At 38.2% G+C, this 16,742-nt stretch carries 16 protein-coding genes; 11 read left to right on the forward strand and 5 right to left on the reverse strand.

The features are described 5' to 3' along the window. Positions 1-374: 374 nt before the first annotated feature. A complete protein-coding gene (locus tag ABD676_RS07870) occupies positions 375-1,685 on the reverse strand; it encodes a DEAD/DEAH box helicase (protein WP_344674051.1) in 1,311 nt (436 codons plus the stop codon). 414 nt (positions 1,686-2,099) lie between these two features. Between ABD676_RS07870 and ABD676_RS07875 the strand changes: the two genes are divergently transcribed. From ABD676_RS07875 to ABD676_RS07915, 11 genes are all read left to right on the forward strand, one after another. Next, on the forward strand, positions 2,100-2,981 hold the full coding sequence (locus tag ABD676_RS07875) for an OmpA/MotB family protein (protein WP_344674052.1): 882 nt from the start codon (positions 2,100-2,102) through the stop codon (positions 2,979-2,981). Positions 2,982-3,142: 161 nt separating this feature from the next. Beyond that, a complete protein-coding gene (locus tag ABD676_RS07880) occupies positions 3,143-4,492 on the forward strand; it encodes a sigma-54-dependent transcriptional regulator (RefSeq protein WP_344674053.1) in 1,350 nt (449 codons plus the stop codon). A 217-nt stretch (positions 4,493-4,709) separates the two neighbouring features. Beyond that, the gene (locus ABD676_RS18205) at positions 4,710-5,045 is read left to right on the forward strand and encodes a DUF7674 family protein (RefSeq protein WP_425565279.1); all 336 of its coding nucleotides are present in this window, start codon (positions 4,710-4,712) and stop codon (positions 5,043-5,045) included. A gap of 88 nt (positions 5,046-5,133) precedes the next feature. After that, entirely contained in the window at positions 5,134-5,469 is a 336-nt protein-coding gene (locus ABD676_RS07885; RefSeq protein ID WP_344674054.1) for a DUF7674 family protein, read from the forward strand. Positions 5,470-5,474: 5 nt separating this feature from the next. After that, positions 5,475-5,552: a potassium-transporting ATPase subunit F gene (locus ABD676_RS18210; protein WP_425565280.1), complete on the forward strand. Its 78-nt coding sequence runs from the start codon at positions 5,475-5,477 to the stop codon at positions 5,550-5,552. A gap of 15 nt (positions 5,553-5,567) precedes the next feature. After that, positions 5,568-7,256, forward strand: coding sequence for a potassium-transporting ATPase subunit KdpA (gene kdpA, locus ABD676_RS07890; RefSeq protein ID WP_344674314.1), 1,689 nt, complete (start codon positions 5,568-5,570; stop codon positions 7,254-7,256). A gap of 15 nt (positions 7,257-7,271) precedes the next feature. Beyond that, positions 7,272-9,281, forward strand: coding sequence for a potassium-transporting ATPase subunit KdpB (kdpB, locus tag ABD676_RS07895; protein WP_344674055.1), 2,010 nt, complete (start codon positions 7,272-7,274; stop codon positions 9,279-9,281). 9 nt (positions 9,282-9,290) lie between these two features. After that, a complete protein-coding gene (kdpC, locus tag ABD676_RS07900; protein WP_344674056.1) occupies positions 9,291-9,875 on the forward strand; it encodes a potassium-transporting ATPase subunit KdpC in 585 nt (194 codons plus the stop codon). Then, complete coding sequence (locus ABD676_RS07905; protein ID WP_344674057.1) at positions 9,868-10,944, forward strand: porin; 1,077 nt, start codon at positions 9,868-9,870, stop codon at positions 10,942-10,944. Before kdpC ends, ABD676_RS07905 begins: the two co-directional genes overlap by 8 nt. A gap of 10 nt (positions 10,945-10,954) precedes the next feature. Further along, positions 10,955-12,079 (forward strand): sensor protein KdpD, encoded by a 1,125-nt coding sequence (locus ABD676_RS07910; RefSeq protein ID WP_344674058.1) that lies wholly within the window; start codon positions 10,955-10,957, stop codon positions 12,077-12,079. Then, positions 12,076-13,812, forward strand: a complete 1,737-nt coding sequence (locus ABD676_RS07915; protein ID WP_344674059.1) for a HAMP domain-containing sensor histidine kinase — start codon at positions 12,076-12,078, stop codon at positions 13,810-13,812. Before ABD676_RS07910 ends, ABD676_RS07915 begins: the two co-directional genes overlap by 4 nt. Positions 13,813-13,877: 65 nt before the next feature. Here the strand turns inward: ABD676_RS07915 and ABD676_RS07920 are convergent, their stop codons facing one another. The 4 genes from ABD676_RS07920 to ABD676_RS07935 form a co-directional block, all read right to left on the reverse strand. Next, entirely contained in the window at positions 13,878-14,471 is a 594-nt protein-coding gene (locus tag ABD676_RS07920; RefSeq protein ID WP_344674060.1) for a hypothetical protein, read from the reverse strand. Next, on the reverse strand, positions 14,461-14,931 hold the full coding sequence (locus ABD676_RS07925) for an RNA polymerase sigma factor (RefSeq protein ID WP_344674061.1): 471 nt from the start codon (positions 14,929-14,931) through the stop codon (positions 14,461-14,463). Before ABD676_RS07925 ends, ABD676_RS07920 begins: the two co-directional genes overlap by 11 nt. After that, on the reverse strand, positions 14,931-15,776 hold the full coding sequence (locus ABD676_RS07930) for an alpha/beta fold hydrolase (protein ID WP_344674062.1): 846 nt from the start codon (positions 15,774-15,776) through the stop codon (positions 14,931-14,933). Before ABD676_RS07930 ends, ABD676_RS07925 begins: the two co-directional genes overlap by 1 nt. 503 nt (positions 15,777-16,279) lie before the next feature. Continuing rightward, positions 16,280-16,723 carry a PepSY-like domain-containing protein gene (locus tag ABD676_RS07935; RefSeq protein WP_344674063.1) on the reverse strand — a complete coding sequence of 148 codons (444 nt, stop codon included), beginning with the start codon at positions 16,721-16,723 and terminating at the stop codon, positions 16,280-16,282. Positions 16,724-16,742: the final 19 nt, after the last annotated feature.

Below are 16,742 nucleotides of genomic sequence, written 5' to 3' on the forward strand. Positions count from 1 at the left end.
TTCGCGTTTCTCTTAGTTGTGAAGTGAAATACTTCTTTCCAGCAAATTCTGTTGTCTTTTATCCATTGTCTAATCGTCTCTCACACCGGTTTTATTCGCCACTCTTACGGAACTCCTTCGGAACTTGTTCGGAACTCCTTCGGATCTCGTTCGGTTCCGACCGAACGAGATCCGAACAAGATCCCTTTCAGATCCTATGAAATTCCATTCAAGTACCAAAGGAAACTGCACCTAAATAGGTCTTAATTACAATGGGGAATTAGCGGATTTAGGATGAGATTATCGGCAAATGAGTTCTTGGATAATAAAAAAAGAGGCATGATTTCAGGTAATATTCGAAATCATGCCTCTTTTTAGTATTTATGTATTCTGTTTTAAATTAAGTTCAGACGTACTTTTTGATTTTTGATTCTTCCTTGATTACCCAATTTGATAACTTCTCTAGCAATGCTACGGTCGACAGCTACATAAGATTCATTTGGTTTTACATCGATTAATCCAATATCTTCTTTCTTAAAGTCGCCTAAATTTAGAATGAAACCGACAATATCAATTTTATTTACTTTTTGGCGTTTACCTGCAGTAATACGTATGGTTTGATATTTCGGTTGATCTGGAATTGGATAGAATTCATCAAGTTCCATAGTTGGAACTTCGGCAAAATAAGTTGGAATCCTTTCATCAACAGTAAGTACACCATAAATATGTCCTTCTTGATTATTTCTTCCTGCACGACCATTTCTATGGATGAAATCTTCCTCCTTAGGCGGGAATTGATAATGGATAACATGGTTCATGTCAGGGATATCCAATCCTCGGGAGGCAAGGTCTGTAGTTACTAAGATTAACTGGCTGCCATTCTTAATTTTAAGGATAGCGAGTTCACGAAAGAATTGATCTAATCCACCATGATAAGGAATGCTGTCTATGCCTTTGTTTTCTAACAATTCAGAGATATGTTCTGCTGCTTCACGGTGGTTACAGAAAACTAAAATGCGTTCTGTTCCAATTTTACAGATTAACTTAAAAAGACCTTCCAATTTCATTTTACTGGAAACTTCGACACGGTGGTAATCCAAGTTTGGCAGTAATGCTTCCTTATTCAGGAAATCTAATTTGATCGGATTATTAAGCTGTATGGTATTGGGGCTTTCCGTGACATCAGTAGCTGATGTCATGACTTGATGTTTGATGTTACGGCAGCTATTGATGATATAGGAGATTTGGTCAGAAAAGCCCAATTCCAATGATTTATCAAATTCATCAAGGATTAAGGTATGGCAGTTTTCTAATAAGGCTGGCATACGTTCGAGGTGGTAAATCAAACGACCTGGAGTTGCTACGATTAGGGTAGGACCCTCTTTCAACTTATTGCGTTCAAGGCGATTGTCATTACCGCCATAAAGGCAGACCAATGACAGGGTGTTGTCCATTTTTCGAATCACGGACTCGATTTGGAGTGCCAATTCACGCGTAGGAACGACGATCAATGCTGAAGAAGCTTGGATTTTGTAGCTTTTTAGCAATTGCATGAGGATTAAGGAAAAGGCCAATGTTTTGCCTGAACCAGTTGGTGAAAGGAGAATAAAGTCCCTTGATTTGTCAAATTGGCTGATAACAGCTTCTTGCATGGGGTTTAATTTCTCAATTCCCAGTCTTTCTATGTACGATTGTTCCTGTTGCATGGCGCAAAAATATTCATTATTTATGGACTGCACACATTTGAATGTTAAATAATGTTAAGGCAAGGCTAACAATTGATTTTTTGGTATGCGATTTGAAATAGTATTAGCATTCATAATTTAGGTTAATAATTGGTTAGTTAAAACTCCTGGAGTTCCCCGCTTCAGGAGTTTTTTTTGTTTTTGCCTATTCCATTCCTTGCGGTACCCTTAATCAGAATTCTCAAATTTTGAAGTACTAAAATTTGCTTCCTTTATCAAACCTATATTGTCAAATCAAGATTTTGATATCAAGCAATAAATCAGTCTTATAAATGGGGAAAAGAAGGTTTTGCATATTGATTTACCATAAAATAGGCATTGCTTTTGCTAAAGGTAGGTGAACTATGGTAAGTAAATAAATATAAAACACGTATTATGATTAAAAAAATAGGTTTTCCCTTGTTGTTAATTTCCACGGTGCTTATTAGTTCCTGTGGGGTAAGCAAGAAGACGTATCAAGCATTAGATGCCCAGTACAAGGATCTTAGCACCCAATATCAACAAAGCCAAGTAGAGCTTGCTGAAAGTAAAGCACGCAGCAAGAGCTTAGAGGAACAGTTGGAAAATGAACGTAAAACGAATGCCGGATTACGTGAAGCGCTAGCTAGACTACAAGGTACTTTAGATAACAGTATTAACCAGAATACACAAGGAAACGTGAATATTTCCAAATTAGTGGACGAGATTAATGCTTCAAACCGCTATATCCAACATTTAGTGAATACTAAAAATAAGAGTGACTCCTTGAATATGGTATTGACCAACAACTTAACTCGCTCTTTGAGTCGTGAAGAGATGCGTGATGTGGATGTGCAAGTATTAAAAGGTGTTGTTTATATCTCCCTATCGGATAATATGTTGTATAAATCAGGTAGTTATGAGATTTCTGATCGAGCAGGCGAGACCTTGTCTAAAATTGCGAAGATCATTCAAGACTATAAAGAATACGATGTGTTAATCGAAGGTAACACGGATAATGTGCCGATCTCAAAAACAAATATTCGTAACAACTGGGATTTAAGTACATTACGTGCTTCATCGGTTGTTCAAGCATTGCAGAATACTTATGGAGTAGATCCTAAACGATTGACTGCAGGTGGTCGTGGTGAATACAACCCGATTGCGAATAATAGTACTGAAGATGGAAAATCTAGAAATCGTAGAACACAGATTATCATTACGCCTAAGTTAGATCAGTTTATGGAATTAATTGATCAAGCTCCTGAAACTTCAGAAGCAGATACTACTGCTAACTAAGCTTAGGTATAAAAATATTATTTATAAGGCCCTTGAGCAATTTCTCAAGGGCTTTTTTTATGTTGATAAGAAGGAGGGATAAAATTTATTCTATTTATTAATTGGCTCGAATGTTTAACTTAGGTGCCGTAAATACCTAGAAATCGTAGAAAAGAATAGGCATGACTAAAAAGTTATTGTTAATAGATGATGAGGAGAAGCTACGTCAGCTTTTGGCCCGAATAATACAATTGGAGTGGGATGATATCGAGATATCACAAGCCTCTAATTTGAAGGCTGGTTTGCAGATATTAAAGCAAAAGGAGATTGATGTTATTATTTGTGATGTAAAATTGCCGGATGGAAATGGTGTTGAATTTGTTCTGGAGGCTAAGAAACAACAGCCTTTAGCTGAAATTCTATTGATGACAGCCTATGGGCAAATTGCTGATGGGGTTCAAGCCATTAAAAATGGCGCCTTTGATTACATGACGAAGGGAGATGATAACAATAAGATTATCCCTTTGCTGTACAAGGCTATGGAAAAGGTGGATTTAGCAAAAAAAGTTCACCGTTTAGAACAGCAGGTAGGGAAGAAATATGCCTTTGAACAAGTAATTGGTGAGTCTAAGGAATTAAAAGAGGCAATAAGTTTAGGAAAGAAAGTAGCCCATACCGATTCTACCGTTCTTTTATTAGGTGAAACCGGTACCGGGAAAGAAGTCTTCGCTCAGGCTATTCACTACGAGAGTGATCGAAAAGGGAAAGCGTTTGTGGCAGTCAACTGTTCAGCGATTAGTAAGGATATTTTAGAATCTGAGTTGTTTGGACATTTGGCAGGATCATTTACAGGAGCTCTTAAAGATAAAAAAGGATTGTTTGAAGAAGCCAATGGGGGTACCATCTTTCTAGACGAGATGGGGGAGATGCCATTGGAATTGCAAACAAAAATGCTTCGAGTATTGGAAACAGGTGAATTTCTAAAGGTCGGTGACAGTAAGGTTACTCGAGTTAATGTACGTGTAATCGCAGCGACCAATAGGGAATTGGAGAAAGAAGCAGAAGAAGGTCATTTCCGTTCTGACTTGTTCTATCGTTTGTCTGTGTTTTCCATTAAACTTCCATCATTAAAGGAACGCACAGGCGATATTCCTTTGTTGGTAAGACATTTTGTAGGTATCCAAGCCGCGAAGATGAATAGAAAAGTGCCAAAGATTTCGGATGATTACATTTCGGCATTGGATGGTCGTTTATGGAAGGGAAATGTACGGGAACTTAAAAACATTATTGAACGAAGTTTAATATTGATGGAAGGGGATACATTGGAATTGGACTCCTTACCTTATGACATTCAACAAGGGGCGCAATTGGACCAACCAAGTAGCGGATTGTCCCTTAGTGAGGTGGAAAAAAGACATATACAAAAGGTCTTGGTTCATAGCAAAGGAAATAAAGCAGAAGCAGCCAGGCTTCTAGAAATTGGCATTGCGACGTTATATCGCAAACTCGACGAATATAAATTGAATAACTAGATCTGCTCGGGCTTAAGTTCAGGCATTAATATTAACCCTATCAAAACGATAAAGACCCTATCATTTTGATAGGGTTTTCTGTTTTAAAATCATCTTTAAAATTTTATAAGTAACTGTTTTATTGGCTATTGCGTGGTTGAGTTTTTACTTGGAATATATTTTGGCATAAGGGGTTCAAACAAAATATATAACAATGGAAAACATAGCATCTCAAGAGATGATCAGTTTTGTAAGCAAGCGGATTCGCAAGCTTTCAACAACGCTAAGGGCACTACAGCCGTCTAGCCAAGTGGCGTCGGTACTGCAAGTGATGGTTAGCTATCTGAGGGAATTATGCCAGAAACGGAGATTTAAAAACGTGCAACATGTATTGGACGTAGTTGGGCAACTTTATGAAAAGGGCGACCGAGAAATTCGACAGGGCATCGAATACCTTTTCTTGCACTGTTTATCACGGATGGACCATCTGTGTGATCAGAAGCAATGGCACTTGGTTATTAATCACCTTCCGCTGAAGTTAAGGGAGGTTTACATCTTACAACATATCAAATAACATGTTAACATTGATTTTAGCATTAGCAGGGCTAATCTGCTTTATCATCTTCTTTAGATCAATTGATTTTTTTGATAAAATCTAAGTCATGGAAAATAAAATTATTACAACGGTAAAGGCTTGGATTCCTCAATGTTTGGAATCTGCGGATGAAGTTTCAGAATACATGGTGCTTAAACAGGTGGCCAATTATTGTTTAAAGAACTTCGAAGGCTCTGATGAAGAGCAGCTCATGGCTAAAGAAGCCATGAATGTGATAGGTTTATTGTACTACAATGGGTCATTGCATATTAAAAATGCCATTGAAAATGAATTTTTAGAACGAATGGCTGTTTGCGAGTCTCCTGCAAGTTTGAGGAAGCACATCACTTATCTGCCTAAAGATTTAAGACCTATTTATTTAAAAACAATTTTAGAGAATTAGTTATGATGATTGTATTGTTGGTGGTAGCCATAATCGTGTTTTTATATAGCTTTTATGTGCTTTTATTCCCAGAGAAATTTTAAAAAATTAAAAAAATGATGAATACTGAATTTTGGGGTGTTGTCTTTATGTTCGTGCTTACGGTACTCGTGGCAATCCCTTTAGGTAAATATATTGCTCGGGTCTATGCAGGCGAACGAACCTTCCTGGATGGGATCATGGGTCCTCTGGAACGTGGAATGTTTAAATTGTCAGGTATAGATGGCAACAAGGAAATGACTTGGAAAGAGCATTTGGTAGCACTATTAACCATTAATGCGGTTTGGTTTTTCCTAGGGATGTTGATTTTTATGAATCAAGGAATACTCCCACTAAATCCGGATGGAAACCCGAGCATGTCGCCCGATTTGGCATTTAATACTACGATTTCCTTTTTAGTGAACTGTAATTTACAACACTATTCAGGAGAATCTGGATTAAGCTATTTAGGACAATTCTATTTGATGTTTTTACAGTTTGTTTCTGCCGCAGTAGGATTGGCAGCAGCGGTTGTGCTATTTCGTGCTTTCCGTGAAAAAACAACGGATCAATTAGGAAACTTCTATACTTATTTCTTGAAATCCAGTACTCGTATTTTGATGCCTATCTGTTTGGTTATCGCGTCTATTTTGATCTTTCAAGGTACACCGATGACATTCGAAGGCAAGGATACGATGATTAATGTGCAAGGCGATACGGTTGAGGTTAGTCGTGGTCCAGCAGCTGCATTTATTGCGATCAAGCATTTAGGAACTAATGGTGGTGGTTTCTATGGTGTAAACTCCATTCACCCACTTGAAAACCCAACCTATTTAACCAACGTAACGGAGATGTTTGCACAAATGGTAATTCCATTGGCAATGGTATTTGCCATGGGTATTTTTATCCGTCGTCGGAAACTGTCGCTGGTGATATTCTCGGTTATGACAATTGGATTTTTAGCATTAGCTATACCAAATGTATTGATGGAGAGTGCCGGAAGCCCTACGATTGCACAATTGGGTGTCAATCAGGATTTAGGCGCTATGGAGGGTAAAGAAGTTCGCTTAGGTGCTGCAGCCTCAGGTTACTGGTCTATCGTGACTACGGTTATCTCAACCGGTTCTATCAATGCCATGCAGGACAGTTCTATGCCGCTTTCTGGTATGAATGAATTGCTGGCTATGATGATCAACTGTTTCTACGGTGGTTGTGGTGTAGGGATATTGAACTTTTTCATATTTATCGTACTGACTGTATTTATTTCGGGGCTGATGGTCGGTAGAACACCGGAGTTTTTGGGTAAGAAAGTGGAGGCAAGGGAGATGAAAATTGCTATGATCGTAGCTTTAATCCATCCATTCCTCATTCTAGTAGGAACGGCATTAGCATCCGCATTTCCAACTATTGGTGCTGCAACAACGAATGATCCTGGTTTCCATGGATTCTCTGAAATGTTGTATGAGTACACCTCAGCAGCGGCAAATAATGGTTCTGGATTTGAAGGTTTAGGCGATAATACACTTTGGTGGAACATCAGCACTGGCTTTGTATTGTTGTTTGGTAGGTTTATTCCAATCATTGGTCCAGTAGCCATTGCAGGTATCATGGGTTCTAAACGTTTTATCCCAGAGAGTGCCGGAACATTAAAAACAGACACATTTACTTTTGGATTTATGGTGTTGGCGGTGATTCTAATTGTTGCTGCGCTATCATTTTTCCCTGCATTGACATTGGGTCCAATTGCAGAATATTTTTCAATTCGATAATAAAGGACTATAAACATGAATGCTAGAAATTCATTTTTTGATAAAGAATTAATGAAGGTTGCTTTAAGTCAATCCTTCGTGAAATTGAACCCGAAGAGCATGGTCCGTAATCCGGTGATGTTCTTGGTAGAAGTTACGACAGCCATTATGGCTGTGGTATGTATAGCGGTATTGATGGGCGATAATTCCCAAGGATCATTCGCTTATAATTTTATTGTTTTCTTGGTTTTACTGTTGACATTGTTGTTTGCCAATTTTGCAGAATCCATTGCTGAGGCAAGGGGTAAGGCACAGGCGGACAGCCTACGGAAAACAAGGGAAGAAACACCTGCCACCTTAGTCGATGGCAGGGTAGTTTCCTCCTCACAACTTAAGAAAGAGGACGTATTTCTGTGTAAAGCTGGTGACATCATCCCTACTGATGGCGAGATCATTAAAGGTCTGGCAACCATTGATGAAAGCGCCATCACGGGTGAGTCAGCACCCGTAATTCGTGAAGCTGGGGGTGACCGTAGTTCCGTTACTGGGGGTACCAAAGTATTGTCTGATGAGATTACAGTTGTGGTTACAGCAACTCCAGGCGAGAGCTTCTTGGATAAGATGATTGCGCTTGTAGAAGGTGCTAAACGTCAGAAAACACCTAACGAGATTGCTTTGACTATCCTTTTAGCAGGTTTTACCTTAGTTTTCACTTTAGTAGTTGTCTGCTTAAAACCGTTTTCTGACTATGCTGGAGTAAATGTGAGTATTGCTGCATTTGTATCCCTATTTGTCTGTTTAATTCCTACAACCATTGGTGGCTTACTGTCAGCGATTGGTATTGCAGGGATGGACCGTGCATTACGCGCTAATGTGATGACCAAATCAGGTAAAGCGATAGAAACTGCAGGAGATATTGATGTATTGCTATTAGACAAAACGGGTACTATTACCATTGGTAACCGTAAAGCGACACATTTCCATACTGCCGAAGGTGTACAACAGGAACATTTAGTTCGTGCAGCTGCCTTAAGCTCCTTATACGATGAGACACCGGAAGGTAAATCCATTGTAGAGTTGGCTGGATTAGATTTGAATCAAGGTAACCAAGAGCAAGGTAAGTTTATCAAGTTTACTGCAGAAACACGTTGCTCAGGTATTGATTTGGCCAATGTACGCATTCGTAAAGGTGCGACTGATTCCATTAAGAATTTGGTGGAACAGGCCGGACATAAATTCCCTAACTCGGTGATGGATACGGTTAAGCAGATATCGCAGAATGGAGGAACACCATTGGTAGTTTCAGAAAATGAGGAAGTACTAGGTGTAGTGGAACTTCAGGATATTATCAAACCGGGTATCAAAGAGCGTTTCGATCGTCTTCGCAAGATGGGTATCAAGACAGTTATGGTGACTGGGGATAACCCATTGACAGCGGCATTTATTGCCGGTAAAGCAGGGGTAGATGATTTCATTGCAGAAGCTAAGCCTGAGGATAAAATGAACTACATCCGCAAGGAGCAGCAGGATGGTAAATTAGTAGCGATGATGGGTGATGGTACAAATGATGCACCCGCACTGGCACAGGCAGATGTAGGTGTAGCAATGAACAGTGGTACTCAAGCCGCTAAAGAGGCTGGTAATATGGTGGATTTGGATAATGACCCAACCAAGCTGATTGAGATCGTAGAAATTGGTAAGCAATTGTTGATGACTCGTGGTACTTTGACAACCTTCAGTATTGCCAACGACGTAGCAAAGTATTTTGCCATTATTCCTGCCTTATTTATTGTGGCTATTCCAGCATTGGCACCCCTAAATATCATGCGTTTGCACAGCCCTGAATCGGCTATTCTTTCAGCGGTAATATTCAACGCCGTATTGATTCCGATGTTGATTCCATTGGCTTTGAAAGGTGTAGCATATAAACCTTTGGGTGCTACCGCATTATTGAGACAAAATGTATTGATCTATGGATTAGGTGGCTTGATAGCACCATTTATAGGTATTAAAATTATTGATATGGTTTTATCCATATTCTTCTAATAGAAAATCATGAAAAAGCACATTCTTCCAGCATTAAAGCTGACATTTTTCAGTCTTTTGGTTTTGACCGTTTTATACCCGCTTATGTTATGGGCAGTCGCACAGATGTCCCCAAATCAAGGGAAAGGCGTATTGATTGGTGAAGGCATTCAGAAATATTATAAACAAATCGGTCAGGCATTCAACACCGATGAGTATTTCTGGTCTCGTCCTTCCGTAGTTGATTATGATGCTGCAGGTTCTGGAGCAAGTAATTTATCGACTACCAATCCGGAGTACTTGAAGACTGTACAGGAGCGTATTGATCACTTTATGGCACACAATCCTGGTATTAATAAAGCCGATATTCCAGCTGATTTGGTTACAGCAAGTGGTAGTGGTCTGGATCCACACTTATCGGTTAAAGCGGTAGAAATCCAAGTGAAACGAGTGGCAAAGGAACGTCAATTGCCCGAAACAGAAGTAGCAGAATTAGTAAGTAAACATGTTGAGCAACCATTGTGGGGAATGTTTGGCCCTAAAAAAATCAATGTATTGGAGCTTAATATGGCATTAGATAAAATGAGTAAAGAGAAAGGATCGAACAATGAATAAAAATTGGTGCTTGGCAATAAGTATGTTATTTGCAGGACAGTTAGTGATGGGACAAGAGCAAGATGCCGACAAAGGTGGTCTTAAAATAAACGGATATATTGAGAGTTATTATCAATTTAATCCGGATAAACCAAAGGATCATATCAAAGCGCCTTTTTTCTATAGTCATGGACAGGTTAATGAAATAGCGGTTAACCTAGCCATGCTGAAGGTGAGCTATGAAAAGGACATCGTACGAAGTGCCATAGCCTTAGGAGTAGGGTCTTATATGAACTCAAATTATGCTGGAGAGAAGGGGATGTGGCAACATGTGGTAGAGGCAAATGTTGGGGTTAAATTGGCAAAATCAGCCAATCTATGGTTAGATGCTGGTGTATTGCCATCGCATATAGGTCCGGAGAGTGCAATAGGTTCAGATAATATTAGTTTGACAAGAAGTTTGGCAGCTGAGAATTCACCATATTTTGAAACAGGTGCAAGGCTTTCTTATACGAGTGATGATGAGAAATGGTATTTAGCTGCGGTAGCCTTGAATGGTTGGCAGCGAATCCAGTTGACAGAGGATCAGCAAGGTCTTTCTGTCGGGCATCAGATAACATATAAGCCGGTTTCAAACCTAACATTGAACAGCAGTTCGTATCTAGGTGAGGAAGGTAAAGATAGATTAAGGTTCTTTCATGACTTCTATGTGCAATGGCAATCTAATATTGGGCTTGAGTTATTAGGAAGTTTTGATTACGGACAACAGCATAGACCAGAGCAGGATGATTTGGGGAAATGGTGGAATACTGGTCTACAGGCCCGTTATTGGCTTAGCCCAACAATAAGTGTGCAAGCCCGGGGGGAATATTTCCACGATAAAGATGGGATGATCTTTGGATCCGATGAGCCAAGTGCACAGGAGATTTGGGGTAGTTCGGCTGGCTTAGATATTTCCCCCATTTCGGGTCTTGTATGGCGTTTAGAATATCGCTATTTGGATTCCAAAGGCGATGTTTTCCAAACGCATAGTGGAAGTTTTAAACCGACTAATCATGGTATTACAACCAGCTTAGCTTGGAAGTTTTAGTTGAAAAGACATGGAAGAGCAACGAAAATCGGCAGAACATTTCTTAGAACTGATTAAGCAATCAAGACGAGGTAAGTTTAAAATTTACCTGGGAATGAGTGCAGGGGTAGGGAAAACTTACCGCATGTTGCAAGAAGCTCATAATTTATTGAGAAATGGTATAGACGTTCAGGTGGCCTATGTGGAAACTCATGGAAGAGAGGAAACAGATGCTATGCTGGTCGGTCTGCCGGTGTTGCCAAGGAAACAACTATACTACAAAGGGAATGAGTTGGAGGATCTAGATGTTGACCTAGTCCTTCAGCTGCATCCTGAGGTTGTGCTGGTGGATGAGTTAGCACATACCAATGTCCCAGGTAGTAAGAATAATAAACGATGGCAAGATGTGATGGAGATATTGGATGCAGGGATCAATGTGATCTCTGCAGTCAATATCCAACATGTTGAAGGGTTACAGGCGGAGATTGGTGATCTTTTATCTGTAGATGTCCATGAACGAATTCCTGACCGGGTATTGCAATCCGCAGATGAATTGTTGTTTGTGGATATTTCCGTTGAGGACTTGTTGGCGCGGTTGAAAGAAGGGAAGATCTACAAAAAGGATAAGATTGAACGTGCCTTAAAGAACTTCTTTAGGTCGGATCAGTTGCTGTTATTGCGCGAATTGGCATTGAAGGAATTGGCCGGTCATGCCATTATGAAGCATGAACGAGAGCATAGCCAAGAGAAAAAACGTAGGATGGAACGCTTTATGGTGTGCATTGGTACTGATGAAAAGAAGGCTAAGAATTTGATTAGACGGACTTCTAGGTTAGCAAGTTATTATCAGGCAGATTGGTATGTTCTGTATGTACAAACTCCGAAAGAAGGTCCAAATAAGATTCCACTGGATAAGCAGAGATTCTTGATTAATAATTTTAAATTGGCAACAGAATTAGGTGGTCAGGTTTTACAAGTGTTGGGGAGGGATGTACCAGCTTGTATACTGGAGCAAGTACTTAAAATGGAAATCACCACCTTGTGTATAGGGACACCAAGATGGCCTTTTTTTAGGATATTATGGACAATGGGGATCTTCAGAAGTTTAATGAAGAAGTTAGAGAAGGTTAAGGTAGATTTAATTATACTATCATGAAAATCAAGACTAAATTGTATAGCGGCATAGGATTATTATTTTTTATGATCCTGTTGTTAGCGACTATTAGTACGCTTTATGTAAGCGCATTAAAGAAGGACACAGAGAATGTGTTGTCAGCAAACTATAATTCCGTAGAATATTGTCGGAATATCTTATCAGCAGCTGATAAACTGCAGACTGATCCAAATGCTTTTGCAGAGATAGAGGAAAATCTGAAATACCAGTCCAATAATGTTACGGAGAAAGGTGAGGGTGCTTTGACGAAGGAGCTATTGGATAACATTAATAAGCTAAAACAAGATCCGTTGAATCAAAGCTTAGCCAAGGAAATGCGTACGGATTTATTGCAATTAATGACGGTTAACATGGATGCTATTGAAGCCAAGAGTGATCATGCTCAACAGATGGCAAAAGAAGCTTTTATTTGGATTTCCGTTGTTGGATCTTTATGTTTCTTAGTTGGTTTTGTGCTGTTGGTGAATATGCCAAGTAACATCGCTAACCCAATCAAACAATTGACAAAAAGTATTCGAGAGATTGCTCAACAGAATTATGGTCAACGACTCCACTTTGAAGGTAATTCAGAGTTCTCTGAATTGGCAAGCTCTTTTAACAGTATGGCAGAAAAACTTACAGAATACTCCAATAGTAAATTGGATAAAATTCTAGAGGAAAAGAAACGTATAGAAACTTTAATAAATAGCATGCATGATCCAGTAATTGGATTAGATGAAAATAGGAGAATAATATTTATTAACGATGAAGCATTGCAAGTTGCAGGGATACGTCGTGCTGATTTACTGCATAAGCCTATTGATGAGCTTGCAAAACAAAATGACTTGATTAGAAATGTGCTGGATGATTCCAGGAAGTCAAATCCTACCTTAAAAATCTTCACCAATGATAAGGAAAGCTATTTCGAAAAAGAAGCGATTCCAATCGATATCATTCCGACAGGCGAGCAATATAGTCAACGGGTTGGAGAAGTAATTGTATTAAAGAACATCACTAGCTTCAAGGAACTAGATGTTGCAAAGACTAATTTTATTGCAACTGTATCTCATGAATTGAGAACACCTATTGCTTCAATTCAAATGAGCACCGAGGTTTTAAAACATCCTAGAACAGGCACTCTTACAGAAGAACAACAACAGTTGTTATTGGGTATTGAAGAGGATAGCATTCGATTATTGAAGATTACCAGTGAATTGCTGAATGTATCTCAAGTAGAAACTGGTAATATTAAGTTATTCAGTCAGTTTGTAGATCCATTGCCTATTGTTAATTATGCGATTAATGCTACCCGTATGGAAGCGGAACAAAAGCATATTCAAATCCATTCAGATATCGCAGTAGAATTGCCTAGGATTTTTGTGGATGAGGAAAAAACAGCTTGGGTATTGACCAACTTTATTACTAATGCCATTCGATATTCGCCAATTAATTCGGAAATATGGATACGTGTTAAACAAGAGGGGAGATATCTGCAGTTTTCTGTTCAAGATCATGGAAAGGGTATTGATAGCTCTTATAAAAACAGAGTCTTTGATCGGTACTTTCAAGTGCCGGGAAGTGGAAGGACAGGTACTGGTTTAGGACTGTCTATCAGTAAAGATTTTATCGAGAACCAAGGGGGTAAGATAGGTGTAGAAAGTGAGTTAGGCGTAGGTAGTAAATTCTTCTTCTCTATTCCCATTGAAAATAAAACAATTGATTTATATACAACGTGAAAAATGATTTGAGCAATTGTTGAAAAAGCTGGGGATTAAATGCCTCAGCTTTTCTTTTTATGAGTCTATATGTCAACTTGATTGATTTGAGATTGAACTTGTTCAATTAACGCGTTGAGTTTAGCCTCTTGCTTTTTAGTAATCCTAGGTCGAAGATAGAACCATACAAACCCAAGCCAAAGAAAGGTTGCTGCATAAATCATAATCCCATTCATACTGCCCAATAGAACTGCAAATTGCCATAAGTAAATTGCTAATCCTATTCCGAGAATGATAAAATAAGTGTTTATAAACTTATGCTGTATGTTCTTTTGTTCTACTTGAATCTGCAGCAGTTTTTGTAAGTAAGTATTACTATCAGTACCTTGATCTAATTTGTTGAATTTTCTATAGAATTTATTGAACTTAAATAGAGAAATACAAATAGCCAGAATAATTAAGGATAATCCCAATTTACTTGACCATTCCAATTGATCTAAATTTACCCAAATTAAGATTAATACGGAAAGCGTTAGGATTAAGTTTATATTGGCGAATATTTGCTTGCGAACATTCTCCTTCTTGTATTTGGCAATTTTGAGTTGAAGATCTTTAATGTCAGGCTCAGTTGTTTGCTGTGCATGCCACAGTTTTGCAAAATCAAGTTCCTTATTTTCCATGGCTTTTAAATTTTTGAGTTAACTTCTCTTTGATGCGGTGAATTTTCACCCTTACATTTCCTTCTTTGATACCAACTACTTCAGCAATGTCCGCTTGTTTTATTCCTTCTAATTCAAGGGAGATGATAATTCTGTCGAGTTCGGGTAATTCAGATATAAATCGATAGAGTAGTTGAATTTCTTGTTCTATGCTTTGTACTTCGGGTTCGGGAAATTGTACTGGAAAGTCCACTTTAGGCATTCGCATGTCTATCTGGATTTGCCGAAGGCAGGTATTACTGGCAATACGGTATAGCCAAGTTCCTATACTTGCCTCATGCCGGAAATTATCCAGTTGTTTCCAAGCAGCAATAAACGTTTCTTGAGCTAAATCTTTCGCTTGGTCTGGATTATTAATATATCCCAAACACAAGCGATAGATTTTATCCCAATAATTAGCATATAGTTCCTCAAACTGCATTACTTAATAAAGTTACGTAATTGCGTTAAATACCAATCTTTCGCATCAAACATCAAGAAGTGTGTAGGGCTTGGTGCATATTGAATATCTTTATTTGCATATGCTGTATATTGGCTGTTAATGCCTTCTTTCATTTGTCCAAATCTGCTGTTCAGCATGATTAAAGCTGGTACTTTAGCTTTAGCCAATTGAGCTCGAAGATCGGTATTGTTGAACTCACAAAAGATCTTGGCTGAGGCTTCACGGTCAGACTTTAAGGACCAGTTTACAATTTCCTTTTGTTTTTCTGGAATAGTACTCATGGAGCCTGCAGTTTGCTCCTGCATGGTTTTGAATTGCTCATCTGTTAATCCAGTAAACTGCATAATAATATCTGTGCAGTCTAAATTCTCCTGGACTTTAAAGTTGGGATTAAATGCAGCAGATAAGCTTGGTAATGCATCCACAACAACAATGGACTGCATAAGGTCTGGGTATGTACTAGCGAGATCTAATGCCATGACTCCACCTAAACTATGTCCGATGATAATCGGGTTTTTGATTTTCTCTTTTTGAATGTATGTTGCTAGGCTAGCCTTCCAATTGCTAAGGCTAGGTTCGCCTTGAGCAGGTTGACCAGCAAATCCATCAAACTGAATAGTGTAGCATTTGTAGGTCGAAGACAATTCACCTATAGTTTCATTCCAGACATCTACAGAAGACATAAAGCCGGGAATAAAAATTAAGTTTTTAGCTCCATTTCCTGAGATCTTAACTTTAAATGGATAGTCGTTGCTTTGAGCAGAGCAAATTCCAAAAGATAATAATATCATCAATAAACTCCATACCAAATTTTTCGTTTTCATAGCACTTGTTTTTAAATGTGCCATTTAGACAATGGTATTGATAAAATGTTACAAGATATTTTTAAAATCTGTTAATTATCTACTCTTAAGTTTGAGAATCAATTAATTAGTTGATAAAGGTTGTTTATGTTCAATTCTTTTTGGAATGTCTGAAAAACCACTAAGAGTAAAAGGAAAAGCAAAAAAGCTGTCCATAAAATACAAAGACTACGTCCATACATCAGGTCGTTTGAAAGGTACCATTGAAAAACTAGGACAGCAGAAATAGGAAGTAGAATAATTATAGAGAAGATAATGAAACCAAATGTAACCATGGGTATTGTTAAATAATATTTTATTGTAAATGAATTTCTACAAGTTTAATAAATATATATTAATTTAAACAAAAATTACTTATTAAGATAAAATGAAATTCTCCAAAATTTTCTTTAAACTGAGAAAAAAAAGGAGGCTTATTATTAAATAAGCCTCCTTTTGATTTTAGACGATGGATGTCTTTCTGATTAATCATCAATTTTTAAAAATTTACCTTTAGCATCAAATTTAAGATCTATTCCGCTTGTCAATTCCACCTCATAACCTTTTTTCTTTTTCTTTAATTCGACAATTTCATTGTTTGGAAAGCTTTTATTTACGTGTGCTTTAATGGCTGCTGGTATGATGGCAGTTGGTACAGCATTTCTTTTTCCATCAATCTCTGTCCAATTCCCTTTTTCATCAAATTCTATTTCTGTTCCATCTTGCAATACAACCTTGTATTCTAATGGGGATAATGTTTCTTTTTCCGATTTTACTAGTGAAACAGGGCTTTTAGCATAGTGTGAGCTAATGAATGATTGAGCTGTTTTAGGTAATTGATTTACCGTGATTACTTTTTCTTGAGCTGTAGCTGTGAAGGCTGTTCCTAAGAATGCAATTAGCATCCATGTTTGAATTTGCTTTTTCATATCTTCTTGTTTTTATTTA

Source organism: Sphingobacterium kyonggiense, from assembly GCF_039536825.1.
Lineage (GTDB): Bacteria > Bacteroidota > Bacteroidia > Sphingobacteriales > Sphingobacteriaceae > Sphingobacterium > Sphingobacterium kyonggiense.

What these genes read in the sequence shown, in the direction of transcription:
- ABD676_RS07880 (WP_344674053.1), top strand. Translation starts at nt 3,143, where the DNA reads ATGACTAAAAAGTTATTGTTAATAGATGATGAGGAGAAGCTACGTCAG.
- kdpC (WP_344674056.1), top strand. Translation starts at nt 9,291, where the DNA reads ATGAAAAAGCACATTCTTCCAGCATTAAAGCTGACATTTTTCAGTCTT.
- ABD676_RS07910 (WP_344674058.1), top strand. Translation starts at nt 10,955, where the DNA reads ATGGAAGAGCAACGAAAATCGGCAGAACATTTCTTAGAACTGATTAAG.
- ABD676_RS07935 (WP_344674063.1), bottom strand. Translation starts at nt 16,723, where the DNA reads ATGAAAAAGCAAATTCAAACATGGATGCTAATTGCATTCTTAGGAACA.
- ABD676_RS07930 (WP_344674062.1), bottom strand. Translation starts at nt 15,776, where the DNA reads ATGAAAACGAAAAATTTGGTATGGAGTTTATTGATGATATTATTATCT.
- ABD676_RS07920 (WP_344674060.1), bottom strand. Translation starts at nt 14,471, where the DNA reads ATGGAAAATAAGGAACTTGATTTTGCAAAACTGTGGCATGCACAGCAA.
- kdpA (WP_344674314.1), top strand. Translation starts at nt 5,568, where the DNA reads ATGAATACTGAATTTTGGGGTGTTGTCTTTATGTTCGTGCTTACGGTA.
- ABD676_RS07915 (WP_344674059.1), top strand. Translation starts at nt 12,076, where the DNA reads ATGAAAATCAAGACTAAATTGTATAGCGGCATAGGATTATTATTTTTT.
- ABD676_RS07925 (WP_344674061.1), bottom strand. Translation starts at nt 14,931, where the DNA reads ATGCAGTTTGAGGAACTATATGCTAATTATTGGGATAAAATCTATCGC.
- ABD676_RS07885 (WP_344674054.1), top strand. Translation starts at nt 5,134, where the DNA reads ATGGAAAATAAAATTATTACAACGGTAAAGGCTTGGATTCCTCAATGT.
- ABD676_RS07870 (WP_344674051.1), bottom strand. Translation starts at nt 1,685, where the DNA reads ATGCAACAGGAACAATCGTACATAGAAAGACTGGGAATTGAGAAATTA.
- ABD676_RS18210 (WP_425565280.1), top strand. Translation starts at nt 5,475, where the DNA reads ATGATTGTATTGTTGGTGGTAGCCATAATCGTGTTTTTATATAGCTTT.
- ABD676_RS07875 (WP_344674052.1), top strand. Translation starts at nt 2,100, where the DNA reads ATGATTAAAAAAATAGGTTTTCCCTTGTTGTTAATTTCCACGGTGCTT.
- kdpB (WP_344674055.1), top strand. Translation starts at nt 7,272, where the DNA reads ATGAATGCTAGAAATTCATTTTTTGATAAAGAATTAATGAAGGTTGCT.
- ABD676_RS18205 (WP_425565279.1), top strand. Translation starts at nt 4,710, where the DNA reads ATGATCAGTTTTGTAAGCAAGCGGATTCGCAAGCTTTCAACAACGCTA.
- ABD676_RS07905 (WP_344674057.1), top strand. Translation starts at nt 9,868, where the DNA reads ATGAATAAAAATTGGTGCTTGGCAATAAGTATGTTATTTGCAGGACAG.